The organism is Ammoniphilus sp. CFH 90114, assembly GCF_004123195.1.
GTDB lineage: Bacteria > Bacillota > Bacilli > Aneurinibacillales > RAOX-1 > YIM-78166.
Map to the genome: position 1 here is coordinate 82,037 of NZ_SDLI01000005.1, position 24,380 is coordinate 106,416.

The 24,380-nt window shown below is 42.4% G+C and carries 22 protein-coding genes; 16 read left to right on the forward strand and 6 right to left on the reverse strand.

The genetic code is table 11. From position 1 onward, the window contains the following. Window positions 1–40 precede the first annotated feature (40 nt). From EIZ39_RS12705 to EIZ39_RS12725, 5 genes are all read left to right on the forward strand, one after another. Window positions 41–700, forward strand: a complete 660-nt coding sequence (locus EIZ39_RS12705) for a GntR family transcriptional regulator (RefSeq protein ID WP_129200363.1) — start codon at window positions 41–43, stop codon at window positions 698–700. A 248-nt stretch (window positions 701–948) separates the two neighbouring features. Further along, on the forward strand, window positions 949–1,563 hold the full coding sequence (locus EIZ39_RS12710; RefSeq protein ID WP_129200364.1) for a hypothetical protein: 615 nt from the start codon (window positions 949–951) through the stop codon (window positions 1,561–1,563). Between the two features lie 331 nt (window positions 1,564–1,894). Then, window positions 1,895–2,134 (forward strand): YiaA/YiaB family inner membrane protein, encoded by a 240-nt coding sequence (locus EIZ39_RS12715; RefSeq protein ID WP_129200365.1) that lies wholly within the window; start codon window positions 1,895–1,897, stop codon window positions 2,132–2,134. A 309-nt stretch (window positions 2,135–2,443) separates the two neighbouring features. Beyond that, window positions 2,444–3,241 (forward strand): fumarylacetoacetate hydrolase family protein, encoded by a 798-nt coding sequence (locus tag EIZ39_RS12720; protein WP_129200366.1) that lies wholly within the window; start codon window positions 2,444–2,446, stop codon window positions 3,239–3,241. Window positions 3,242–3,773: 532 nt separating this feature from the next. After that, the gene (locus EIZ39_RS12725; RefSeq protein WP_129200367.1) at window positions 3,774–4,091 is read left to right on the forward strand and encodes a spore coat protein; all 318 of its coding nucleotides are present in this window, start codon (window positions 3,774–3,776) and stop codon (window positions 4,089–4,091) included. Window positions 4,092–4,163: 72 nt separating this feature from the next. On the opposite strand, the gene EIZ39_RS12730 is transcribed toward EIZ39_RS12725, so the two are convergent. Both EIZ39_RS12730 and EIZ39_RS12735 read right to left on the reverse strand, forming a co-directional pair. Continuing rightward, entirely contained in the window at window positions 4,164–7,100 is a 2,937-nt protein-coding gene (locus EIZ39_RS12730; RefSeq protein ID WP_129200368.1) for an immune inhibitor A domain-containing protein, read from the reverse strand. A 156-nt stretch (window positions 7,101–7,256) separates the two neighbouring features. Then, window positions 7,257–7,913 (reverse strand): 2OG-Fe(II) oxygenase, encoded by a 657-nt coding sequence (locus EIZ39_RS12735; protein ID WP_129200641.1) that lies wholly within the window; start codon window positions 7,911–7,913, stop codon window positions 7,257–7,259. Window positions 7,914–8,371: 458 nt separating this feature from the next. Between EIZ39_RS12735 and EIZ39_RS12740 the strand changes: the two genes are divergently transcribed. Then, window positions 8,372–9,265 (forward strand): hypothetical protein, encoded by an 894-nt coding sequence (locus EIZ39_RS12740; protein ID WP_129200369.1) that lies wholly within the window; start codon window positions 8,372–8,374, stop codon window positions 9,263–9,265. 10 nt (window positions 9,266–9,275) lie between these two features. After that, a complete protein-coding gene (locus tag EIZ39_RS12745; protein ID WP_129200370.1) occupies window positions 9,276–11,555 on the forward strand; it encodes a M20/M25/M40 family metallo-hydrolase in 2,280 nt (759 codons plus the stop codon). A gap of 273 nt (window positions 11,556–11,828) precedes the next feature. Here the strand turns inward: EIZ39_RS12745 and EIZ39_RS12750 are convergent, their stop codons facing one another. After that, window positions 11,829–12,656, reverse strand: coding sequence for a TerC family protein (locus EIZ39_RS12750; protein WP_129200371.1), 828 nt, complete (start codon window positions 12,654–12,656; stop codon window positions 11,829–11,831). 94 nt (window positions 12,657–12,750) lie between these two features. Between EIZ39_RS12750 and EIZ39_RS12755 the strand changes: the two genes are divergently transcribed. Further along, window positions 12,751–13,362 (forward strand): exopolysaccharide biosynthesis protein, encoded by a 612-nt coding sequence (locus EIZ39_RS12755; protein WP_164985076.1) that lies wholly within the window; start codon window positions 12,751–12,753, stop codon window positions 13,360–13,362. Window positions 13,363–13,413: 51 nt separating this feature from the next. Here EIZ39_RS12755 and EIZ39_RS12760 read toward each other — a convergent pair whose 3' ends face one another. Then, on the reverse strand, window positions 13,414–15,081 hold the full coding sequence (locus EIZ39_RS12760; protein ID WP_164985077.1) for an outer membrane protein assembly factor BamB family protein: 1,668 nt from the start codon (window positions 15,079–15,081) through the stop codon (window positions 13,414–13,416). A gap of 171 nt (window positions 15,082–15,252) precedes the next feature. Between EIZ39_RS12760 and EIZ39_RS12765 the strand changes: the two genes are divergently transcribed. Together EIZ39_RS12765 and EIZ39_RS12770 are read left to right on the forward strand one after the other, a co-directional pair. Further along, window positions 15,253–15,771, forward strand: a complete 519-nt coding sequence (locus EIZ39_RS12765) for a sigma-70 family RNA polymerase sigma factor (RefSeq protein ID WP_240675796.1) — start codon at window positions 15,253–15,255, stop codon at window positions 15,769–15,771. 70 nt (window positions 15,772–15,841) lie between these two features. Continuing rightward, entirely contained in the window at window positions 15,842–16,678 is an 837-nt protein-coding gene (locus EIZ39_RS12770) for a hypothetical protein (protein ID WP_129200374.1), read from the forward strand. A gap of 58 nt (window positions 16,679–16,736) precedes the next feature. On the opposite strand, the gene EIZ39_RS12775 is transcribed toward EIZ39_RS12770, so the two are convergent. Both EIZ39_RS12775 and EIZ39_RS12780 read right to left on the reverse strand, forming a co-directional pair. Beyond that, window positions 16,737–17,648 carry a sigma factor regulator N-terminal domain-containing protein gene (locus EIZ39_RS12775; RefSeq protein ID WP_129200375.1) on the reverse strand — a complete coding sequence of 304 codons (912 nt, stop codon included), beginning with the start codon at window positions 17,646–17,648 and terminating at the stop codon, window positions 16,737–16,739. Beyond that, on the reverse strand, window positions 17,648–18,139 hold the full coding sequence (locus tag EIZ39_RS12780; protein ID WP_129200376.1) for an RNA polymerase sigma factor: 492 nt from the start codon (window positions 18,137–18,139) through the stop codon (window positions 17,648–17,650). The genes EIZ39_RS12775 and EIZ39_RS12780 overlap by 1 nt, the downstream gene beginning before the upstream one ends. A 507-nt stretch (window positions 18,140–18,646) precedes the next feature. On the opposite strand from EIZ39_RS12780, the gene EIZ39_RS12785 reads away from it, so the two are divergent. The 6 genes from EIZ39_RS12785 (at window position 18,647) to EIZ39_RS12810 (ending at window position 24,343) form a co-directional block, all read left to right on the forward strand. After that, complete coding sequence (locus EIZ39_RS12785) at window positions 18,647–19,852, forward strand: diphosphate--fructose-6-phosphate 1-phosphotransferase (RefSeq protein ID WP_129200377.1); 1,206 nt, start codon at window positions 18,647–18,649, stop codon at window positions 19,850–19,852. Continuing rightward, window positions 19,853–20,587: a GntR family transcriptional regulator gene (locus EIZ39_RS12790; protein ID WP_129200378.1), complete on the forward strand. Its 735-nt coding sequence runs from the start codon at window positions 19,853–19,855 to the stop codon at window positions 20,585–20,587. Between the two features lie 21 nt (window positions 20,588–20,608). Then, window positions 20,609–21,466, forward strand: a complete 858-nt coding sequence (locus tag EIZ39_RS12795; RefSeq protein ID WP_129200379.1) for a class II fructose-bisphosphate aldolase — start codon at window positions 20,609–20,611, stop codon at window positions 21,464–21,466. Between the two features lie 14 nt (window positions 21,467–21,480). Then, window positions 21,481–21,789, forward strand: a complete 309-nt coding sequence (locus tag EIZ39_RS12800) for a TRAP transporter small permease (RefSeq protein WP_129200380.1) — start codon at window positions 21,481–21,483, stop codon at window positions 21,787–21,789. A 165-nt stretch (window positions 21,790–21,954) separates the two neighbouring features. Continuing rightward, window positions 21,955–23,241, forward strand: coding sequence for a TRAP transporter large permease (locus EIZ39_RS12805; protein WP_129200381.1), 1,287 nt, complete (start codon window positions 21,955–21,957; stop codon window positions 23,239–23,241). Between the two features lie 40 nt (window positions 23,242–23,281). Next, complete coding sequence (locus tag EIZ39_RS12810) at window positions 23,282–24,343, forward strand: TRAP transporter substrate-binding protein (protein ID WP_129200382.1); 1,062 nt, start codon at window positions 23,282–23,284, stop codon at window positions 24,341–24,343. Window positions 24,344–24,380 lie beyond the last annotated feature (37 nt).

Below are 24,380 nucleotides of genomic sequence, written 5' to 3' on the forward strand. Positions count from 1 at the left end.
ATCATTAGCATTATATAGATTAATTGTTAGGATGAATGAAATGACTTCCAAAAACGAAACAAATCTACTAAATGAAGAAGAATGTTATCGTCGAATCAAGGCTGATATATGCAATGGAATTCTGATGCCGAATCAGCATCTTGTAGAAAAAGATTTATCTACATTATATGGTACCGGCCGTACGACTGTCCGAACGGTGTTGGCGAGATTAGAACAAGAGGGCTTAGTTGAGCGTGAACGCTATAAGGGTGCCCGTGTTCGTTATGTGACAGAAGAGGAAGCCATTGAGATCTTGGAGGTACGTATCGCTTTGGAATGCTTAGTCGTTCGACACGCCGCCGAAAAGGCAACCGAAGAGGACGTCGCTGAGCTAAGGAACATCTTAGAGGACATGAAACGACATCATAATGAAAAACATCTCGTGAATTATTCAGATGACAATACTAGACTTCATCAAAAGCTCCTTGATATATCAAACCATGCCATTGCAACAAAGGTACTAGACACCCTACACTCCCAGAGTGTCCGTTTTCAATACCGCACGGCTTTGTCGGGAGGGCATCGAGATAACACGCTCGAGGAACACCAAATGATTGTGGACGCAGTTGCCCAACGTGACCCGGTCGCTGCAGAACAAGCGATGAGGAAACACCTTTATCAAGTGTTGATCGCGCTTCAGCATTTCACAAAGGGGATGTAAGCTACATAAAGCCCACCGACAAGGATCACCTTGTGGGTGGCTTTTTTTATAATTTGCTGTCGGGGGCAAGCAGTCATAGGCATAGATGGAAAACTGATCCATTCACCTCGTTGCACAGAACGAACAGGCAGGATAAAGTGGTGGCTATATTGAAAAATTGAAGGATACAGATTCAATTCAATTCTGTTAGTGAGGGATATAATGAACAATGGCTACGGAACACCTCTGCTGCTGGCTTCTTCCTGAATTTGGATGTAAATGAGGAGGAAAGGTATTCTTGCACACCCGTTGATTCTTTTACGTTTGCCAGTACAGGAATGGATGGAATCCATTACGCCTTATTAACTGATTTTGGTCTTGTCAAAGCTTTAGATGAAGCGCCTGTGATACGTATTTCACCGATGGATAGTGATAGAGTACAGTTGGTTTCACGGAATCTTTCTGACTTTTTTTCATTACATTTCTTCGACGAGCTGCTTTTGTTGAATGAGTTTTCGAGTGAAAAGGCATATCTTGAGAGTATTTGCAAGGAAGAAGAAAAGGATCTTCATTCGAGGGTGGTTAAAGAAGTACAGGAAACGTTCAACCTATCGGCTATCCCAAATGCTTTCCAATATATTCAGGAATTACGGTTAGAACGAAAGGCAAAGATTTCTATTTCGACTGAGGATTCTCTAGCTGTATTATCTTTGACTCCACTAGGGATCTCCCGAGATCAAGAACTCCTACTCGCTTCCGTACGAAACCTGCAATATTCGTTTAATTCCGATGAAGCCATGGTTCAGCGCTACGCCAATGAATTGATTAAGATGGGAAGGGTTCATGAAGCAGAGTCTTTAATCGCTCGTTTGTTAATTGAGTAATGTAAAAGAAGGAAGTTTTCTCGAAAGAACGAGAAGGCTTCCTTTTCTTTTAGCGGGATTAATCAGACATCATCCCTTATTAGAAGAAAATAGATGGGTTTGGGACCGAATTTCTTAAAATAAAGGTCTGTAGTCCGCAAGGAGCTAAAAACCCTTCAATTTCATGAGCGGAACCTGTGTCCGGCAATAGAAAAGTGCTTCACGTTATCCTAAAACGTAAGTAATAGCTTGTTATCTGGAGGTACCAAGAATTGTTGGTACTTTTCGCCAACTGGCTTCGTTGGTACACTTTTTTTAGATCATATTTCTCTAGAAAGAGGAGAACGAAACAATGAAGAAACGTGTACGCAATACATCTGCTTTTACCTTTTTAGCTTGGGCTGCGTTTAGCTTGGCTTGTGCTTTTTTCTTTATCGGGATCTATAACATGGACGCTCCGCTAGTGGAGAAAGGGTACTATAGTGTGACAGGGTTGTTTTTGATTTTTAGCTCCTTTGTTTTGCAAAAGGTCGTGCGGGATAATCAGGAGGACGCGGATTTCGAACCAGCGGTCAAAGAAGATCATCTATAAGATCAGTTGGAACCTTACCCAGAGAGGGGAGGTTCCTTCGATGTTTGCGAGGTTCTAAATGGGCCGTTTCATAAATTTTATGATTTTTATAGAGTTTATGATTTTTATGCTATGTATTTGAGTAAGCTTTAAATTCTGTTAAAAGTAATTATAATTAGAATGATAGTTTAAAAATTAAAGTCTAGGAAGAGTGCTTTACAGAGTGCAATCATGATTGTCATAGCAGGTTCGGGTAATCGAAGTATAGATGCTAATCTTATTTTTTGTTAATATAGTTTTATTTAAGATATAGATAAGGAGTGGATAGACATGCAAGTCCTTCAAAAAACGCAAAAAATCGTTCGCTATCAAAATCAAATGGGTGAGGCCTATTACGGGACTGTAGAGGATGATGTCATATCGCAGTTATCGAGTAATTTTACAGACGTTCTCCGTCAAGAACTGAAATATGACGGGGTAAAAGTAAAATACAGCGATGTGAAGATCCTAGAGCCTGTCAAGCCTTCTAAAATCATTAATTTTGGCTGGACCTATGCGGAACACGCGAAGGAAACAGGGGGAAAGCCCAATCTGAAAGAACCTTTCTTGTTTTTAAAGCCTGCGTCTTCTCTCATTCCCAATGAGGGGGATATTCTGCTTCCTCCTAGTAATTTAACCAATCAGGTAGAGTTGGAAGGAGAAGTGGCTCTTGTTATTGGGAAACGCGGAAAGAATATTAAAGAAGAAGAGGCTCTCGATTACATTTTTGGCTGCACGATCTTTAATGATGTCACGGCGAGAGACCTCACGAAAACAGATCCTCAATTTACACGTGCCAAAGGATTTGATACATTTGGACCTCTTGGTCCATGGATTGTGACCGGTGTTGATCCGACAAATTTAAGAATTGTTACTACTTTGAACGGAAAAGTCGTACAAGATGGAAACACGAATCAGATGTCGCTTTCCATCCCATTCCTGATCAGTTGGATTTCCCAGGTCATGACCCTAGAACCAGGGGATATTTTAGCTACCGGTTCGCCTTCAGGGAGCTGTCCTATGAAGTCGGGAGATGTGGTCGTTGTCGAAGTGGAGAAGATTGGTAAGCTTCGTAATTATGTGAAGTAAGTTGTTTAGGTATTGCTTGTGAGAAAAATAGGGATGAACCGTACAAGACTTCATTGAGGATAAGCCGTCATGGCCCTTGGGACCAGTACCTTTTACCATGGGAACATCCTTCCTAAGTAGGGGACTTATTTAGGAGAACAGATAGTTAAGGAGCCAAACTACTATTTTGGCTCCTTTTTTCGTTGTTATAGGTCAAGCGCAAAACAGTTGGATCGAGTCAGAATACTTTATTCAGACAGAGCAAGCGTAAACCAGCTAGATCGAGTCAGAATCCGAGCCTCATTCTGACAGCTCAAGCGTAAACCAGCTAAATCGAGTCAGAATCCGAGCCTGATTCTGACAGCTCAAGCGTAAACCAGCTAAATCGAGTCAGAATCCGAGCCTGATTCTGACAGCTCAAGCGTAAACCAGCTAAATCGAGTCAGAATCCGAGCCTGATTCTGACAGCTCGGGCGCAACCCAGCTTGATTCAGTCAGAATACGAAGTCTCATTTGGACAAGAAGCCAAACTCCAAATACAGGGATCACGGATATGGATGACCGTGACGTGGCGAGTGGGATGCTTGGCTTTCATAAATCGTCTGCTTGCAAAAAGACTACAGCTTACTTGGAGTGTGCCGACCCTCAGATTCGTCGGATGATTCAGCAAGGAGCAGCGAACTGTGGGGAGCAGGCGTACGAAGTATGGCAGTATATGAACCATAGAGGCTACTATCAAGTCCCTACGATGAACGAGATGACTACTAACACGGTTGCGCATAGCTACGTAACGGCTAATACAGCACAAATGGGAATGTTGCAGCCAACTCCGACAAACCAAAGGATCGCCGACTATAGAATGATGCAATAAGCCTAGAGCTAAATGGTTGCAAACAACAATAGACCACATGAGCTGGCAACTCTGTGGTCTATTTCCTTTGGATTATACGATTTTTCTTCTCCAACTCCACGTAAACCAGGCAAGCATCCCGGCAAGCAACCAAACCGGATTCATCACCACGTAAACGATAGTCACTACGGGCATGAGGACTAGTCGTACCAACAGCTTCAGGATTTCACTATTGGCAATGAATTGCGCGATCGGAGGAGAATACGTGTAGTAGAGTTCAACAAAAGCTTTTCCCACACTAGATTGCAAGAGGTATTGATCACGGAAGAGTCTTAGTAAAGCAACTTCCGGCTGAAACTTACTGCCAAATGCAGCGGTAGCAATAAAGCATTCATCGATGACTACAGCAACTTCCGCTTCCGCTTGATGCTCTCCGCTGGCAACCTGAAGGATCGTACTTCCAACGGACTTGGCCGTGATTAGGCCATCCGCCGTGACTTCCGCTACGCTCGGGTTCAAGGAACGGAATTCGGCTCTAGCCGTGATATCTTCCGTTTTCCCGTCCGAGTAAACCGCGGTGACAACGGCCTGGTGGGTATCACCGACAACCAATTGATAGAACGGATGATCTAGCCCAATGGAAGTGATCACGGGTTCAGCCGGTGCATCTTCCTCTAATACCGTTACATGAATTTCTGCCGTCTTTCCCTCATAGGATGCTAGAATAACCGCATTCCCTGCCTGGTGAGCTTGAAAAATCCCTTGTCCTGCAACGCTCACGATCTCCGGATGAGAGCTCGAATAGGTCACTTGATCCGTGACGAACTCTCGGCTACCATTGAAGTAGACTGCCTCCGTAACGGCAGAATGAGCTTCTCCGACGGCTAAGGTGACATACTTGCTCGCTGGGAGAAGATAGGCAAGCTCGCTTCCAGCTTGCTCGCTTTTCGAAACCTCAATCTCCATCTTGGAGTAATCATCGGCTATCGAATGAACCTGTACTTGAAGTCCAAGCTTCGGTAAGATTTTCCCTGCTTCAGGGAGGTCCGGGATCGAATAGTCATTCCGATCGTAAAAAATCGGAACACCCGCAAGGGTAGGATAGTAGTCGCTAGGCGCTGTTTCCTTCAGACCAAATGTAGCATCTCGGACTTGGGTTAGACTTCCCATCGGTGTTGGATCTTCTTCACTGTAGACGAGGACTTGCGTCCGAGCATCCACAACCCCTATCATGCCATAACCTGGATGGAGGCTGGTTCGGTTATTCTTAAATCGGCCATCGTAATACCAGATAAGCATGCCAGGTTCGTATTCGATCTCGTAAACATGCTGCAACCCCTGATCTACGCCCCGATGGGATCGCAACTCGATTAAATAATAATGGGGGAATAAGTCTCCCGTCCCATCGTAAAGGGCAAAGCCATCGTTTTGAAACTTCGGATCGGATTCGACATTGTCGTAAAATATCGTCTGCCCATCCGCAACAACTTTAATTTCATCCAGAAAGACCCCTTCTTCCACTACGTACTGATCGGTTTTATAAGCAAAGTGAAGCTGGATCGGTCTGCCCGCAAACGCGCTTAAGTCCAGCTCCTGATGCTCCCAATCAGATGTCCGGTCGCTAAAGGAGGCGATCTCCACTCCTTCCCTATACACCTCATCGATCACACTGACGGTAAAGAAATCATATCCTTCCTCAATCCAACGGAAGGAATCGAAGTGAAGAGTCACGTTCTCGGATGGCGTTAAGTCGATGACGTCGGATGTAAGCTGCAGACTCATAAGGTTTTCTTTCCCTGTATAATAGGAAAAGGTACCTAACGGTTGAACGGAACGTTCAATCTCTTGATCTGGCAGGTTGATCTTCAGGAGCTTGCCATGTGGGTCAAAATCCGTTGCCTCTGTTAACAGGACAGGTTGAGCCGAGTCCAATTGATCATAATCCAATTCGATTGGCTCAATCCACCGGCCGCCATACACCGTCTGAAGAAACATCTTGCTCCACGGATCGAAACCGGTGGGCAGTGTTTCGACAGGCATTCCCATGCGACCTCCTTCATCCATTAGGGACCAGGCGCCAACCGGTGTACCGATTAATCCTCGAGATCCAAATGAGGTGGTATCGTATAGATCGGGTAGTCCGAGGTTATGGCTGTACTCATGAGCGAAGAGACCTGTTCCGGAAAACTCTGACTGCAGCGTGAAGTCATAGGCAAGAAGGCTGGTTCCGGGGATTCGAGTGGGTCCCTCAAGGTGAGACTTCTTCGGCCAGATCAGATCCGGTTCGTCTAACGTATTTTCCGATTCACCTGCATAAACGACCATGAGATTATCGAGCATTCCGTCCGGCTCGTACAGATCTCCATCTCCGTCCGAATCGTATGGATCCCGTTGGTCGTATAAGTGCTCTTTGCCCTGGATCATGGTACCAACATGGTCTAGCGTTTCCGCTACAAGTTCGCGGTCATGAACATCGTACATTGAATTGCTGTTTTCACCATAATAAACGGATTCATGGACGGACTGTATCCAGGGCGTGGATTCCCCATCGACCGTCCAAGTTCCTCCAGATTGTTCATAGAAATATTGAGCCATCGTTGTAATCGCTGTTCCTTCAGGCGTGACGTAGCCCTCTTGATTAAACAGCATGCGTTCATAGTGCTCTGGCGAGAAATCCGTTTGAAAGCGATAGAAAGGATCCGACAATTGATTATGTGCAACATCCGGAAATTCAATGAGGGCCAAGGCAATGTAGTCCGTATGGAGTTGCGGGATGTTCATGAAACTCATCATCCCATTAGGGCTATCCTGACTATTCTGGCTGTTCATCCTTTCTACGATGGAACGGATCGCTTCAGTCTGGGTCCTTAGTTTCTTCTCGTATTCTGGATCGGATGGCTCTTCTTGATGATGATGAGCATGATGGGATCTCGTTTTACTCGGGTCTTCCATTTCAGCAACAGAATGATTTACTAGACTAAACAATAAAATGAAGGCCAAAGCTAAAGATTTGGTAGGAAAATTGCCCATAACATCTCCCTTTGCATAAAAAATTTCTACCTTTTTTGACAAATCTAGTTATAATTTACCATGATTCTAGTAGGATGGAAATACTAACTTAATCACTAGAGATGTCGAAGGGAGGAACACGAAAAAACGCAAGAGAGCTCTTGCGTTTGCATCCGTTTAGAATAATTTTTGTCTTCTCATCCATTGCGTGGCAGCCCACTTTTCTCCGATGATCACGGGTGCGCCCCCATGCAAAGTTAAATCATTTAACGTCTCGTCCTGATAGAAGTATTCAAAATACACGGCCATCCCTTTATGCGGATATACGGAAAAATTCAGTTTGGGAAAAAAGGTCTCTCCGCCATGCTCCACATCATTCAAGTACATGACGAGTGTGCTGATTCTAGGATTATTGGCTGATTTATGGGTGGAGGAGAAGAAATCAAAATGAGCTTTATACTCCTGACCCTTTTGATAATTAAGAACTTGCAGCCCTTCCCCATGCTCAACCGGAATATTCATGATAGAGGAGATTCGCTTTTCAATTCTAGCAACGAGCTCATTTTCGCCTTCTTGAAAAAACATACTACGGCTCGTTCTTAATTCATTCACATCTCGTGTAGTCCCAATTTTTGAACGATCCACTCTTGCTTGTGACAGTCGAATGAGCTCATCACATTCTTCATCACTTAAAACATTTCCTAAAAGGACGATAAGAGGTTCCTCTATTCTCGTAATGATGCTGATTTCACGATCTTCCGTTTTTATCTTATTTCCTATGTGGTTAAAGATCGTGGGCTCCTTCACCGGCAACGCAATAGCCTCCGTGCCCATGATGGGAGCTTGCAAACTGTAGGGTTCGGTGACGGCTGGGATCAGTTCTTTATCCTGTATGAAGTTTTTAAGTACCATTGGTTTATACCACCTCAAGAATAGTATTAAAACTAGGATTCCAAAGTATTAACTTCTTAATACTGTAAGTCGATTTTACTGCTGCAAAAAAAAGGGAAGAATCTGGTCGCTGATGAAACAACCATATTTCCGATTCAAAGGGAAGGAAAAACACGAAGAATAAGTTAGATATGAATCTAATGATAAGATTTTATCAGAGCATGGAGGTTTCGTAAATTGGGAAATAGATTTATTTTTTCAATAGTAAAAACGGTTGAGATTCGAAGGTGGGGACCGCTGTAATGATAGGTATAGAAGGTTTTTATCTAGAATTGGAAACAAAAACGAGGAAATATCGTCCAATATAGAAGAGAATAAGGAAAAGGGAAGGGGATTGTATTGTGCATTTGTGGAAAGCCATTGTAGCAAGTCATATCCTATTCATTACGCTTGTGGGTTGCCAAGCCAATCAAACAAAAGTAATTGAAAATAAACCAGTAAGTAATGTTCAAACTGACACAATAAAAACTTATGTCCATCCAACGGAACAGTATCGGTTGGAGCTTCCAAAGGAATGGGCGAATGTGAAGATTGAGGAATCCGACCATGCCACCCGTTTTATCTACCCATCTACTCAGCCCAATATGTATCAGCTCTTATTTAGCATTGAGGTTATGACCCAAGAAGAATGGAAACGGCTTAGAACGGAAGGTTCGGGATGGGAGCAGTTCAAGGAAATCACCACCGATCAAGGCAAGGTCTATTCTTATTTGACCCCCTTAGACGTGGCCTTAGAAGGGGGAGAGAGGGAACAGTACATAATTTTAGCCAATCAAATTCCCTCCATTATTCAAAGCTTTCTCATGGATACCAAAGAAAAGAAAGTCGAAGGAGATGTTTATTCCCTATCCGTGCCAACAGAGTGGGAGGTCTCTCCGTTCCATGATGGACAAAGTTATGTCTTCTCCTCTAAGCAAGGAGTGGTAGGGGGAATCGATCGCTTGGTACATATGAAGGAAGGGGCAGAAGTCCCTTACCCTGACTTTCCGGAGACGGTGTTGGTCAATCAGGAACCAAGAATTCTATCCAAAGAAGCCATGACCGCGTATACCTTCCCGGTTTGGAAAGTGAGGATGACCCCTATAGAGGGCAGTCAGCATAAAGAGGAGCTGCATTACTACTTTTATCCACCGAATCAAACGGCAGTCTATGACCTCTATTTCTATCGTCCTGCTGTTAATGAAGATACCCTTTCTTCGGTGTTAAACTCATTGGGATGGGAGTTAACGAAATGAGGCTTTATCTATGAGAGATGTTCTTAATCGCACGATTGTTGTCTTACTATTAATGATTGTCGCTTCATATTCTTTATGGGAGATAGGTCCGCCAAGCCTAAAGGATCAGCAAGAAAATCTTCAATCCTACTCAGCTCATAGGGCATACTCCTATCTGAAACATATCGCTTACGAACCTCATCCAACCGGTTCTAAGGGCAATGAGAGAGTCAGAGAATACATAATGAAAGTAAGCAAAGACCTAGGGTATGAACCTGAGGTGCAAACAGCTGAAGTTTCGGTTTCTGAGAAAAATCGAAATTTAATCACAGCTGCCACAATTCACAATGTGCTTGTTCGGGTTCCAGGATCAACACCATCCCACGCGGTACTTGTCATGGCACACTATGACTCAGAGGCTGGAAGCCCTGGTGCAAACGATGATGGGGTTGCCGTGGCAGCCATGCTGGAAACCTTGCGAGCACTAAAGGAACATGAAAAGCTAAAGAATGATGTGATTTTTCTTTTTACAGATGGAGAAGAATTGGGGCTGTTTGGAGCTAGAGCTTTTTGGAAGGAACATCCATGGGCAAAGGATGTCAGCATGGTATTAAATTATGAAGCTCGGGGTTCTAAAGGGTCCTCCTTAATGTTTGAAACAGGGGCAAACAATGGATGGTTAATTGAAAATTTCTCTAAAGCGGCCTCACACCCTGTGTCGAATTCCAGCATGAGCGATTTTTATGAATTAATGACCAACGATACGGACTTCACCATTGCTAAGGAGTACGGAAAGACGGGACTAAATTTTGCCTATGGAGATGGCCGCTATGCTTATCATTCTCCTCTGGATAATCTAGAACATATCGATTTAAAGACAGTTCAGCACCATGGAGAAAATGTCTACAATTTAGTTTTACAATTTGGACAAGCTGACCTATCTGAGCCTGGCCAGAGCGATAAGGTATTCTTTAACCTCTTTGGCATCCTGATTCATTATTCCACATCATGGATTTTGCCGTTGAATATCCTGGTTTCTGCCCTCATTCTCTCAGCTGTGGCTTGGAGAGTGAAGGCTAGGAAGCTCGTATTGAAACAGCTAGGATTAGCCTTTCTATTTATTCCAACGACACTTCTGATCCTGGTAGGAATGCTATTCGGGACTTGGAAACTAGCGGATGTATTTTGGACTGATGAACTGTTTCGATACCAGCCGTATACGATTTCTTTTGCTCATTTGCTTATAGGTTTATCCTTATTTATTCTCCTCCTTCGTGTGATGAGCCGTTGGGTAAATCTAGATCACGTGTATCCTGCTGTTTTACTGATGAACCTGATCCTGATTTGGGGAATTTATATCTACTTGCCTGGAGCAAGTTATTTAATGATTTGGCCTTTTTTTATTCATTACGTATTTTACCTGGGCTCACTTGCTTCAAAAAAGGCGTTGGAGTGCTTCCCGATTGTACATACAGCTTCATCGGTGCTGATCCTGTTATTTTTCACTCCGTTGCTATTTTTATTGTTTGTATTCTTGCCGATTGGTTTTATCCCCTATATTGGGGCGATCGGGTGTAGTTTGGTAGGCTTTTGGATTCTTCCATCTCTCAACTTTGTAATAAAAGGGGGATATAGGAGTGTAGCACTGGGATCTTTCCTTCTTGGTTTATCTATATTAGGATATTTTCAGTTTATCGCAAAGACAAATTCGGAACTTCCTGAGAGAAATAACTTGTTTTTTGTACAGCATGCAGATCAAAATGAATCTTATTGGGTGACAAAAACACAGCCAGATTCGTGGACCAGTATGTACCTTCCTACCCCTATACAGAAAAATCTCAACGATCTCATTATCTTTAATGGGACAAAACAGATGGTGTGGGCAGATCAAACGAACGTCAATCCACGACTTCATGAACCGGATATTATAGTATTGAAAAATGAAAAGCATACAGACTTCCGCGAGCTTGAGTTACGGATTCAGTCGGGTAGAAAAGCTCAGGACTACTTGATGATGGAAGTGTTAAATACAAAGGTGCTTGAGAGCGAAATACAAGGACAATTCCCCGATGATCGTGAAGCTGAAGAAGAGATTTGGAACTGGAGAATGCGATACTACCATGTACCGGTTGAAGGCATCCGTTTAAAGCTAAAGCTGGAAGGGACAGAACCGGTTTCCCTTCGGGTCATGGATGGTTCATACGGCTTGCCTATCATCGAAGGGCTGCCGCAACGACCTTCCAAGATGGTGGGAAGGTATGAGTATGATCTTATGACATTAGTTGTAAAAACACTAATAATTAGTGATTGACTGTTAGTTCATGAGAATGCTATATTGTCTTCAGTTGAATAATCCTCTTAAGGGGAGTAGCTGGTACAGCAAAGTCGTCATTACAGGGTGATCCCTCGGCTTTGTTGGCAACATGATGTTGTTAGCGAGACCTTACCATTCGGAATGGATGAAGGTTACTTCTATTTAATGACCTTTATCTAACCATGGTAGAGGTCATTTTTTATTTTTACCAGCTGCTATTGGATTTAAGCACAAGCATGGTAAAACCACGCTTATGCTTAGTCTTAAACATTATTTGGCTTTTTCTTGTTTTTTGGATGAGAATGGCTTAGGCTCACCAGAACCTCCTGGATCTCCAGGATTTCCAGGTTCTTTCTGCTTAGATAAGAACCAACCTGAAACGGCTATGAGTATAAGAACCGACCAGAAAGTGAGCTTCCACGCTGTCGTTTTGGGGAAACCAACAGGTAAATAAGCTAAGTCAGGATGTGAGAGGGTATAGACGGTAAGCTTGACCCCAACCCAACCTACAATCGTAAAGGCGGCTGTTTCAAGTCCAGGCCTTTTCTGAAGTAAGCCTACAAAATAATTGGCAGCGAATCTCATAATCACTAGACCTATGATTCCACCTGCAAGGATGACAAGGAATTGTCCTCCGTCCAAACCACCAATAGGGGGGAGGGGTGTTTCAGGAAGCGTGACAGCAAAAGCTACGGCGGCTAAAATAGCATCCACGGCGAAGGCTAAGTCAGCCAGTTCCACCTTGAGTACCGTTGTCCAAAACCCAGACCCCTGTTTGACATTGCCTGTATCTTTATTTTCACCTTTACGCAAAACGAACTTTTTGAACATGTGATTAAGACTGATAAATATGAGGTATAAAGCTCCTATGGCTTGAACCTGCCAGACATCCACTAAAAAAGAGATGAGAAATAGTGACCCGAATCGGAACACAAAGGCTCCAGCTAAACCGTAAAATAAAGCCTTTTTTCTCTCCGTTTCAGGCAAATGTTTGACCATAATAGCAATAACTAAAGCATTATCAGCAGCTAGGATTCCTTCTAAAGCAATAAGAACAAGTAAAACCCAGCCGTATTCCAACAAGAGTGCAACATCCAATGTAGACGACTCCTTTCGGTTTCCTTTAGCCTTACTATTCCTTTAAACTCAGTTATTCATGAAAAGACTTTTTCTGAAATGGAGAACTTACCAAGTGAAAACATCAACTTCCTTCTCGAAAACGCTAAAGAACCTTTCGGTTCCATCTCATGGGATTACCTTGGGGAAATTTCTTCATGATCTAGGGCAACAGGGGATTCTAGTTGGACTTGCCTTCCTAACCATCCCTTTTTTGTTTGGGGTGTCCATTCCAGGCACTAGCACACCCTTTGGCATTCTGATTGCTCTTGTCTCGTGGCAGCTCCTTCTTCAACGACCTGTCTCAATTCCAAGGAAGTTCGGAAACATTCAATTATCCTCTGCTTCCATCGTGAAATTGCAGAACAAAAGCCTTCCTTGGATTATGAGGATGGAAGAAAAAATAAAGCCACGTTGGATATCCTGGTTCAAATCACCGCTTATTCGTCAATGTCATATAGCAGTCATGATGCTTAGTGGTATCTTATTAACCGTTCCGATTCCAATTCCATTAACCAATGCGTTTCCGGCCTATGCAGTCTTACTATTAAGCATTGGCATTTTGGAACGGGACGGTTTGCTTGTGTTCATCGGCCATACGTTTTTTGTTACCAGTATTCTCTATTTTGTTTTTATCGGATGGATCGGAACAGAGGGGATAATGGCGCTTTGGACGTCTGTATTTTAGGGTGGATAAATGCTTGCTCAAGATCATCGTGAACAAGCATTTATTTTTTCTTTATTCTTCTACTTTCTTCAATTGAACAATACCTTTTTCTTTTACATTTCGAATGAACTGAATCGCTTCAGCCCTAGTAAGGGTGCCTTTTGGGACATAGCTGTCGATGCTTGCTTCTGCGGTTCTGCCTGAAGCCAGCTTATGGTTTAGGAGGTACATCACGGCTTCTTGTTCACTCATCTTTTTGCCGGAAACCGCCTCCGCTACTAAAACTGCAACGGCGCCTCTTGTCATGGGCTGGCTGCGTTGTGAGAGGGTTGTGAGTCCAGGAACATTCCATAACATGTCCTCTAAGACCTTGTAGAACGGTTCATTCCAAGCTGCGCCCGGCATGGGATTCAGTTGAAAGCCATTTTCCTCTTCATAGGAGTGAATGAATAGCGTGATAAACTCGGCTTCCGTAACCGCTTTTTCCGGTTGGAACCTGCCGTCTGGATATCCCTCGGAGACTTCGGTTTTAGCTGCCCATTGGATAGTGCCATTACGGAAAATCCAATGCGTGTTGGGAATGTCCGTGAATCGGTTGGCGTAATAGGTTAGCTTGTTATCTCCACTAAGGAGAAATCCGTCCTCATGAAACGTTAAGCCACCGATGGTACCTTGGGGAGCTGCCTGATCCTCGGAGACATTGCCATCCAACGTAAGCCTGATGATTTTCCCATCTTGTCCTTGTATGTAAATCGATTGGTCATGAAGGGTCACACCGTTAAAACCTCTAACTTCAAGCTTGTTTGCCGTCGACCACCGCAGTTTCCCTTCAGGGGTTATGGAATACAGAATCTCTTCTTTCCCCCCCATTTCTGCTCCTACAAGATAGAGATTTCCTTCCGTGTCAAAAACGGGTGCCGTATGCTGGATTTGGTTTGTTTGGTAGGACCATATGGCCTTGCCATCTTCCCCAAGGGCATAGACATATCCATCACTCATCCCCACGTAGAGGGTTCCATCTTCGCCAATGGCTGGAAGACTAATACCGCTTAAAAATTTATGGGTTGGCCCTTCTCCTGTGAAGGACCATTTTGTTGTACCATCGGGGTTCAAGGCATAGATGCTTTTCTTGCCTTGTCCATTGATCCCGCCATATAAAGTGCCGTCCTTTCCAAGAACAGGCGTAGTGATATAGCCCATATGCGCATCTTCAGGTGTTGCCTTCCACTTTTCCTTGCCGTCAGGTGTCAGGGCAACAAGGGACTGGAAGGTATTTTCTCTTCGTACAACGTAGATCGTGTTATCAGACCCCACTGTTGGACGAGCCATTTCCAATCCAAATTCTCCGCCTTGGTACGTCCATTTGATTTTCCCGTCAGGACTAATGGCTTTAAGATCCCCATAAGAGAGTGTGTAAATTGTACCGTCTTTGCCAATGGTAGGTGTGGTCCAATTAGGACCTAAGTGCAAGCTCCACTTCACTTTCCCATTCGGTTGCAGTGCATACAATTCCCCATCATCTACCGTCTTTGCAGGGCTTCCCAAGGTACCGGCATAGATTGTTCCATCCGGTCCAAATGCCAGCGTCTGTATATGTTGACTATAAGAGCCTTGAATTTGATAGGACCATTGCTGGATGGGTTTACTCGTATACGAAATTTCGTCTGCGGCATAGATCGAATCCGCCGCCGTTGTTCCCAACATGACAGAAAGTAGAATAATTAAACTTTGTTTTTTCATAAATCTGCCTCCTTTTCCCGCCATAATAGACGTTCCATGGAAGAAAAGGTTGCACGCGAGCCCTTTCCTTTACCATGGAGGGGAATTGCAATGAATAGAAAAATTTTTAAATAATGGAACCATAATCCCATTCAAAGGGTCTAATAGGTTGAAAAGGAGGTGAACGGGAGGGTGTTCGAACACCATGTAAGGCTGGCCGTTAAAGGGAATCATGATTCGTTTATGTATATTATTCGCGAGGTAGAGGGTTCTTTGTATAGAGTGGCAAAGGGAATTTTATATTCGGATATGGATTGTGCTGATGCGATTCAAGAGACGATTATAAAAGCATACTCCTCGATCGAAGGTTTGAAAAATGAAAAGTATTTTAAGACTTGGATTACACGAATTTTAATCAATAAATGTAGAGATCTTTTGGCAACGAAAAAAAAGGTCGTACCTGTCTATGAAATAAACGAAGGGGTAGTGGATCTAAATATTAGCCAGAAAATTGAAGTGTGGGAAGCGATACAAAATCTAAAAGAAGAAATGAGAGTTGTCATTATTTTGTATTACATAGAAGGATGGTCTTTAAAGGAAACGGCAGAACTATTAGATATTGCTGAAGGAACGGTTAAATCCAGATTAGCAAGGGCAAGGGTACAGCTCGCTTCTTACTTTGACCATCCCATGGAGCAGAGAGGTGTTTAAATTGAAATTTCATGATGAAAATTCTTTCAGAAAAATGTTCGAGGATGAAATCCATAAGGAGGTACCACCCATGGTAAAAAAGCGAATAGAGGATACCCTTCATTTATTGGAGGATCAAAAAACGAAATGGTCATTTAGCAAATTAGGAAAGCCTATGAAGATTGCTGTTTTAGCAGGGGCGCTCATTACCTTCTCAGGTATGACTTACGCTGCAACCAATTTATATCAACTCATGAATGACAAGGGCGAAGTGGTCATGGAATTGACGGAGGAGCCCATAGACAGCACTCAGGATTGGAATTCCATGGAGGAATTAGTCGAGAGTATTGAAGCAGAACAAACGATTATTGCCTATGAAACAGATAAATACCCTACAGACGAATTTATGATTCACACCAAACCAAGCGAGTATTCGGAGTTGGGTGAATTAAATGCAGAGAGCCAGCAATCCTATGATTTTAAAGAAGAACTATCAGGAGGTTATACATTTAAAAAAGGCATTATTATGGCGGAAAGAGAAGGGGACATCTTTCAAGAGATAAAAGAAGAGTTGTTACAAGAGGCAAAAGATACAGACAAAAAGATCGTGTATAGGATTTTAGATGGCCTGGTTGGCAATAAACAACTCAATACGCTTGCGGAGTATACCAATGGCCATGAAGTCGTGCATGTATTAACAACAGATGATACCGCTCGTTATGAAAATATGAAGCATGATCCAAGCCAGACAGACCTAAGCAAAGTCATGGTTAATGGCCAAGAGGCTTTTTATATCAATCAAGGTGTCCGCCAAGCTATTCAATGGATAAGTGAAACCGATGGGACCAAAAGATATTTTCGTGTAGCAACGATGTCCGAAACCGTAAAGAAAGAGGATTTAATCAATCTCGCTAACGAAATAGAGTAACACCTGAAAAAAGACCGCTTTTGAGTTGTGTGAACTCTAGCGGTCTTTTCTGTTGGTACTATTTTTCGGGTTTAATATAAGGGACGACTTGTGCAACAGCTCCAACCGAGGCTCCACGAATAAGTTCTTGATTTTCTAAGGCTTTAAAATTCTCCGTTTGGCCAGTGAGCATGATACCTAAAATCTTGACTTCATCAAATGGTTTGTTTTTATTTTCATTTAAAAATGTCTGGATGGTTTCGTTATTCCCCTTAGCATCATATTTTTCAAGTGCTTCAATAAAGCTGTTGTATGCTTCCTTAGGTGAATCTGATGGATCAAATCCATAAACCGGCATACCAGCAGGACCATTACTTTCATCTACAATAGGGGAGGTCATATACAACCATGCGATGTTTAAATTGTCGGGAATTTTAGCTTGTATTTCCTTTAGCGTATAAGGCTGATTAAAAGAAAGGGCCACTTCCGCAACGTGATTTTCCATTTGTGAGATTTCGCTTAGTTCGTTTTGGATACCATCATAGTAGTCTTGGATCGATGGATGATAGAATGTCGCTACTTTATTTTTCGTTTGTTTGTCATACTCATAAAAATCTGTATCAGAGGAGTAAAAACCTGGGGTTAATTCGTTATGATCGATATCTACTCTGAACCAAGAATACGAGCTCGTGAGTGTGCTCCATGGAACAAGATAGCCATTGATGTTTTTAGAGCGATTGGTAATCATATTACCGCCAAACATGGAGGAATGACTCGTGACTTGAGAGTCGATCCGAATATTCGGTTGGGCAATGGCATGATATAAAAACAGCTGGTCATGAAGTCTTGAAGAACTTTTGGATGCAAAGTAGTTGCCAGTTTTATAAAGGATAGGCAATAAAATCAGTACAACAATGATAGAAATGATGATGGTTTTAAGCAATTGTTTTCGTTTCGCTTTTTTTAAAGCGGTTTTAATGGAAGTGTCCATTAACGTTTTCCTCCGATCTTTGAGTGAACCGATTTACGTGCACGATATAATTTCTGCTTGACGCTATCTGCTTGAATTTCTAGAATGTGGGCAATTTCCTCATAGGAAAAATCATAATAATACTTTAAAAAGAAAATCTCTTTATATTCGTTTTTTATGTCTTTCAATAAGTAGAAAATCTCATCTTTATTTAGGATGGCATCCAACTCATGATCTGTATGTTGCAGCTTTGAATAAATTTCCTCAGATAAGGAAAGGTTCTGCTGCTCCTTTTTCCTTTTTAAGTCGATGTACTCATTGAGAGATACTCTAAAAAACCAAGGACGTATATTGCTCTCTGTTAAGTCATCCAATAAGAGATAAACTTTGTAAAAGGTATTTTGAATAATATCTTCCGCATCTTCTTTTTTAGCTCCTTTCGCCAGTAGTAGCCGGAACACTTCCTCTCCCACATTCATAAGATAGGAAGTTAGTATATTTTCTTTTTTCATCTTTTGTCCTCCCTACACTTATACAACGAATGAGCCTTTCAAAATGTATACACGAAATGATTTGTAAAAACACAAAAAGAGAAGCCATGCTGCCCCTCTTTTGTAATAGGATCGGACGATCTAGGTTTTTCCCAGCTAATACCTCTCATCAATACATTAAATGCTGCTACGGCGGCTTATTTCTTTACTGTTTCAAAAAGGCCATGGTACTGCCAATTGATGATTATTCCCCGTTCACTGCAAAGGATAAGAAAAATCCAGTCAGGTTCCAAGTAGTAGCTAGTAATTTATTTATTTTCTAAAACCTATGTATTTAAATTCTAAATAAATAAAATTGTCTAAACTTATTGAATTTTATTTTGGGTAAGTATATGATTTCTTTAAGTAAACATCATGATCTTATGATCTTTGTTCTTAAAGCATATTTTTATAATGATGATATGATCATTCTCTCATAAAGTATCATGCCCAATAAAGTCTGTTATTTAAGGTGAGGTGATATATGAAGTGCCAAATAAGATGAAGATTGCTATTGCTCAAGCAGGAGGTCCCACAGCCGTTATTAATTCTAGTTTATATGGTTTCTTGAAAGGGTTTTCTCATTGCGATAACGTTCAAGTCTATGGAATTTATGGGGGAATCGCCGGTCTCATAGATGGTCGATTCATCCATCTTAACCATCGCGCCGTAGGAGAATATGAGTGGTTGCAAAACGTGCCAGGTGCAGCCTTAGGTGCTGGAAGGAAGCCATTATCGGAACAAGACATCGGACGTATCATTCTACAACTAAAGGAAAAGGGAGTTTCTGCTTTAGCGATAGTGGGAGGAAATGGAACCATGTGGTCATGTAATCAAATTGCAGAAACGGCCAGAGAAATGGGATATAACCTTCAAGTAATTGGAATTCCAAAAACGGTGGATAACGATCTCGTGGAAACTGATCATACACCTGGATATGGCAGCGCGGCTCGATTTGTTGCCCATGCGGTGCGAGACTTAGCTTTTGATCTAGAGTCTATGAAGAATTTTGAGAACGTGAGAGTTGTAGAAACGATGGGACGTAATGTCGGCTGGCTTGCAGCCTCCTCTACTTACTTCAGGAACAGTCCAGATGATGCTCCCCACATCGTGTGCTTGCCGGAAATCCCATTTAATATGGATCAATTCCTTGAGAGTGTAAATAAGGTACATAGGCGGTTAGGCTATGCGATCGTAGTAGTCAGTGAAGGATTAAAAGATAAACATGGCAATTCAGTATCGGAAATTGAGCTTAGTAAAAGTAGAGATCATAAAGTGCTCGGTGGAGTTGGAGGACTCGTTTCGGAAAGGATTACTACCGAGCTAGGATTATCCAGTCGTTATGAAAATTTGGGGATCCTGCAGAGATGCACTCATTTTATGGTTTCCAATCAGGATCGCTTAGAAGCCAGAATGGTAGGGGAAAAGGCAGCAGAAGCCTTACTAGAGGGAAAGTCCGACATCATGATAGGACTGCAGCGGGGATTAGGTCATGCAATGACAAGTAGCGAGGTTCCATTATCACGAGTAGTAAACCAAGAGAGGTCTTTAGAGTCTCAGTTTATTTCGGATGACAATTTTGTACCGATCGCGAGTTCCTTTAAGGAGTGGCTTTATCCGATTATTGGAGAAACATGTGAATATGGACGCATGGAGATGAGACCACATGTCAAAGCAATAGGAGATATGAAATAAATGGAAACAAGGAAATTAGATGATTCACTGCCCATTCCTTTGTATCATCAGCTCTATGAGATCTTCTTTGACAAAATAGAGAAGGGTGTATGGGTCCCAGGATGCATTATTCCTACGGAAAGTGAACTTATAGAATATTACCAAGTTAGCCGAACTACGGTTCGAGAGGCGATCAATTTATTGGTTCAAAGCGGATATTTGGAGAAAAAGCAAGGAAGGGGAACCATGGTATGCAAACCCCGACTCGTTGAGAATTTGAATAAGCTTACAGGATTTGCAGAAGAAATGGAGAGAAAGGAATTAGTTCCATCCGCTAAATTGGTACATGTCGATGAATTGCCGGCTAATCATCCTGTGGCTGAAAAACTCAAAATATCATTGGAAGATTCCATCATACTGATCAAGCGAGTTAGGCTGGCTGATGGAGAACCCATTGCTATCGAAACGTCCTATTGGCCGAAATCTATTGGAGAGCATTTGTTAAAAGAGGATTTGGAATCTGTAGCCTTTTACAAAATTCTAGAACAGCATGGCGTACAATTGCTTGAGGCTGACGAAGAGATTAGTGCTGTGGCTGCAACAAAAGAGGATTCGTTCTTACTTGGGGTCAAGGAGCAGGAGCCCTTACTTCAGATGGAGCGATTGACACTAGATAACAACAGGAACCCTATTGAGTTTGCGAGAACAAAGTATCGCTCCAATCGGTACACTTACCATGTACACTTAAAGAGATGATCACTTTCAAGGAGGATTATTATGAAGCTAGTCAAAGGCACGGATCTGCTTTATCACGCACTAGAAAATCAATATGCTGTAGGCGCCTTCAGTATCCACACGGCTGAAATGGTAAAAGGAGTTCTTGCTGCAGCGGAAGAAGAAAAAGCACCTATTATGCTGCAAATTGGGCAAAGAGCCATACGGAATAGCGGTTTTAAGACGCTAATCAATTACATCCACCATTTTGGTCATCAGGTATCTATTCCTGTATCCATTCACCTTGATCACGGAAACAGTTTTGAGCAAGTTATGGTTGCTTTGCAGCAAGGGTGCACTTCGGTAATGTTTGACGGATCCCATCGCCCTTTAGAAACCAATATTGCAATCACAAAGCAAGTCGTGCAAGCCGCTCATGCATGCGGAGTTTCAGTAGAAGCCGAACTAGGTAAAATAGCCGGAGTAGAAGATGATCTTTCTGTAGATGAAAAAGATGCCTTTTATACCGATCCTGAGGAAGCCCTGTACTTTTACCAGGAGACAGGAGTGGATTCATTAGCTGTTGCGATTGGTTCCGCCCACGGATTATACAAACAGGAGCCGAAGTTGGATTTAGCCCGACTAAATCAGATTTATCAAGCGATAAGGATCCCTATCGTGTTACATGGTGGATCAGGCATTCCGGCTGAGCAAATCCGTGAAGCCATTCCTCTTGGGATATCAAAAATCAATGTGGATACAGAGCTGCGAGCGGCATATACAGAAGGCTTAAAGGCATCATTGGAAGAGAGGGGAAGTTCCCTTGATCCATATCGTTATCAATTGGATGCAGAAGAAAGGATGAAAGAAATCGTTCGTCAGAAAATCCGAGTATTTCAAAGCAATAATCAGGTTAGATGAGTGGGAGGTAGTCCATGAAAAAACGTTGGTTCCAGCTTATCCATAATTTTGAAAATATCATTACTGGTTTTTTGCTTTGTACGATCATCACTCTTCTATTTATTCAGGTGATTGCTCGATATGTCTTTGGTAGTGCTTTTTCATGGACAGAAGAAATTGCTCGTTTCGGGTTCCTTGCCATGGTATATATCTCTGCAAGCATTGGGATCCAGAGAGGAAGTCATATCAGAATTAATGCCCATATCCTTCGATTTCCGGAACCCATACAAAAAATCATCTTTCTTATGGGGATATCGTTTGGGTTACATTCAATTTTTTTGTGATTTACCATAGTGCAATACTGATTGCATCTATGAATGAACGTCCTCTTATTTCAGGTTCCTTAATGCTGGATATGAAGTACATTTTTGCCCTCATTCCCATTGGCTTTACGCTTCAAACGATCAGGATTATAGAAAGATGGCTTCCAAGAAAAAGGGGGGATGAGCTTGTCAGCTGAAATCCTAATTTGGGTACTATTATTTTCCTTCCTTGCTTTGGGGATTCCGATCTATGTGGCTATTGGGGCATCCACGGTGATTGTTTTACTTCAAAGTGAATTGCCTCTAACCATTATTCCGTTAGATCTGTTTAAGGTAACCGACATGTTCCCTTTATTAGCCGTTCCAGCTTTTATTTTAGCAGGGGCCTTAATGGAGCGACTAGGTATAGCTAACCAAATCGTAGAGTTTATTATGATGCTGGTTGGAAGAATGAGAGGCGGATTGGGAGTCGTCACGATATTGGGTTGTGTATTTTTTGCTGCCATGATTGGTTCAGGTCCCGCAACGGTAGCAGCGATGGGCAGCATCATGATCCCGTCGATGATTAAGCGCGGGTATTCAGTAGATTACGCTGCAGGTGTATGTTCCACGGGAGGAACACTAGGGATTCTAATTCCGCCAAGTAATCCCATGATCTTATACGGGGTAATTGCAAATGTCTCCATCTCAGGATTATTCATGGCAGGATTTATCCCCGGTTTCTTAGTTGGCTTAGTTCTCATCCTCACAGCCTATTCCATTGCTCGTAAGCAGGGGTTCGGCGGCAGTACCGAAAGATATGAAGTTAAAGAAATTATTCAATGTTTTGGTAGAAACTTTTGGTCCTTGCTTTCTCCTATTATCATCCTAGGAGGTATTTACTTGGGAGTTTTCACTCCGGTTGAGGCTTCCGTAGTAGCCGTTTTCTATGCATTATTGGTTGGTTTCATCGTAAACAAAACTTTAAGCTGGCAGAAGATAAAAGAAAGCATAGATATGACAAACGTTGCCACTTCGACTGTTGTTATTGTAGTAGGTGTATCCGTTTTATTTGGGAGATTTCTAACCCTTTATCAAGTTCCACATAAGTTGACTGAAATGCTATTAAGTATAACCGATAGTCCTTATATGGTATTGACCATGATCTTAGCTTTCCTTTTTATCCTAGGCATGTTTATGGACACGCTTGCAACCATTGTTATCCTAGCGCCTATTCTTGTTCCAGTGATCACTAGTTTAGGCATTGATCCTATATTCTTTGGAATTCTATGGGTTATGGCAAATGAAGTGGCTCTATTAACACCGCCACTTGGTCCCAATCTCTTTATTGCCATGAATCTTACGGGAATCTCTCTTGAGCGCGCTTCCAAGTCTATACTTCCTTATACAGCAGCATTAATCATTACAGTCTTTTTGGTCATGAGGTTTGGAGAAGGCTTGGTGCTGTTTTTGCCAAGGCTGATGGGGCATTAAAAAGGTGTATCAACTATTCTATCGAAAGCGAGGGGTAAAGATGAGAAAAGGAAGGATTTTAGCAACGATTGTAGTTGCCTTTAGCGTGCTAGCTGCAGGTTGTGGAGGTAGCAAACCGGAGACTACAGGACAAACCAATGTTCAAGAGGCGGCTCCAGAGTCGAAAGAAACAAACCCAATTACGATTAAGCTGGCGCATACCAATTCGGCTACAGATCGGGATCCCTATCATGCAGTCGCGCTGAAGTTTAAAGAAATCATGGAGAAAAACGAGAAGGTCAAGGTGGAAATTTTTCCAGGAGGACAGCTTGGTGGAGAGCAAAGAGCATTCCAGGATATGCAAAATGGTATTATCCAAGCTACGGTCTTAGCTTCAAACAATGCGAGTGTATTTGCACCTTCCCTTAGTGTTCTTGACTTGCCTTTCTTATTCAAGAGCAATGACGAATTCAAAAAAGTGATCACAGAACTTGATGGCAAGTTTACGGATATCATGATTAAAGAAAGCGATACGCGTCCCATTGCATGGGGAGTTCAAGGTTTTAGGGTCCTATCCAACAGTAAGAAACCAGTTGAAAAAATGGAGGATCTAAAGGGGATTAAGATTCGAGTTCCCAATAATCCCGTCCAGGTTTCCACTTTTAAAGCATGGAATTCGGAGCCTGTAGCCATGGGCTTTGATGAGTTGTTCGGGGCCCTCCAGCAAAAAGTGGTGGATGGAATGGAAATGACTTATGTCGGAATCGCCCAGCAGAAATTTTATGAAGTCCAAAGTTATGTGACAGACCTCCGTTATAAGTTAGCAATTAATCCATTGGTGGTATCCGAAACATGGTTCCAAAGCCTTCCGCAAGATGTTCAAGAAGAAATTCTAGCTGCGGGGAAAGAGATAACGGAACATGCCTTTAGTATTGCAGAGGAGCTGGAGAAAGAAGGGAAAGATATTCTAACGGAAAAAGGGGTTCAATTATCTGGAAGACCTGTGGATGAGGAAGTTTGGGTACAAGAGGCCATGAAGGTTTGGCCAGACGTTTATCCTTTAATTAAAGATCCAACCATTCTAGATGAGGTGCTAAAAGTTTTAGATATCGAAAAGCCGTAATGCTAAAAGGATATATATGAGACAAGAAAGTAAAATC

Bases quoted from the DNA above. Each gene is read 5' to 3' on its own strand.
- EIZ39_RS12745 (WP_129200370.1), top strand. From the start codon at position 9,276: ATGAGAGATGTTCTTAATCGCACGATTGTTGTCTTACTATTAATGATT.
- EIZ39_RS12760 (WP_164985077.1), bottom strand. From the start codon at position 15,081: ATGAAAAAACAAAGTTTAATTATTCTACTTTCTGTCATGTTGGGAACA.
- EIZ39_RS12790 (WP_129200378.1), top strand. From the start codon at position 19,853: ATGGAAACAAGGAAATTAGATGATTCACTGCCCATTCCTTTGTATCAT.
- EIZ39_RS12720 (WP_129200366.1), top strand. From the start codon at position 2,444: ATGCAAGTCCTTCAAAAAACGCAAAAAATCGTTCGCTATCAAAATCAA.
- EIZ39_RS12795 (WP_129200379.1), top strand. From the start codon at position 20,609: ATGAAGCTAGTCAAAGGCACGGATCTGCTTTATCACGCACTAGAAAAT.
- EIZ39_RS12800 (WP_129200380.1), top strand. From the start codon at position 21,481: ATGAAAAAACGTTGGTTCCAGCTTATCCATAATTTTGAAAATATCATT.
- EIZ39_RS12725 (WP_129200367.1), top strand. From the start codon at position 3,774: ATGGATGACCGTGACGTGGCGAGTGGGATGCTTGGCTTTCATAAATCG.
- EIZ39_RS12780 (WP_129200376.1), bottom strand. From the start codon at position 18,139: ATGAAAAAAGAAAATATACTAACTTCCTATCTTATGAATGTGGGAGAG.
- EIZ39_RS12810 (WP_129200382.1), top strand. From the start codon at position 23,282: ATGAGAAAAGGAAGGATTTTAGCAACGATTGTAGTTGCCTTTAGCGTG.
- EIZ39_RS12730 (WP_129200368.1), bottom strand. From the start codon at position 7,100: ATGGGCAATTTTCCTACCAAATCTTTAGCTTTGGCCTTCATTTTATTG.
- EIZ39_RS12775 (WP_129200375.1), bottom strand. From the start codon at position 17,648: ATGGACACTTCCATTAAAACCGCTTTAAAAAAAGCGAAACGAAAACAA.
- EIZ39_RS12770 (WP_129200374.1), top strand. From the start codon at position 15,842: ATGGTAAAAAAGCGAATAGAGGATACCCTTCATTTATTGGAGGATCAA.
- EIZ39_RS12735 (WP_129200641.1), bottom strand. From the start codon at position 7,913: ATGGGCACGGAGGCTATTGCGTTGCCGGTGAAGGAGCCCACGATCTTT.
- EIZ39_RS12715 (WP_129200365.1), top strand. From the start codon at position 1,895: ATGAAGAAACGTGTACGCAATACATCTGCTTTTACCTTTTTAGCTTGG.
- EIZ39_RS12705 (WP_129200363.1), top strand. From the start codon at position 41: ATGACTTCCAAAAACGAAACAAATCTACTAAATGAAGAAGAATGTTAT.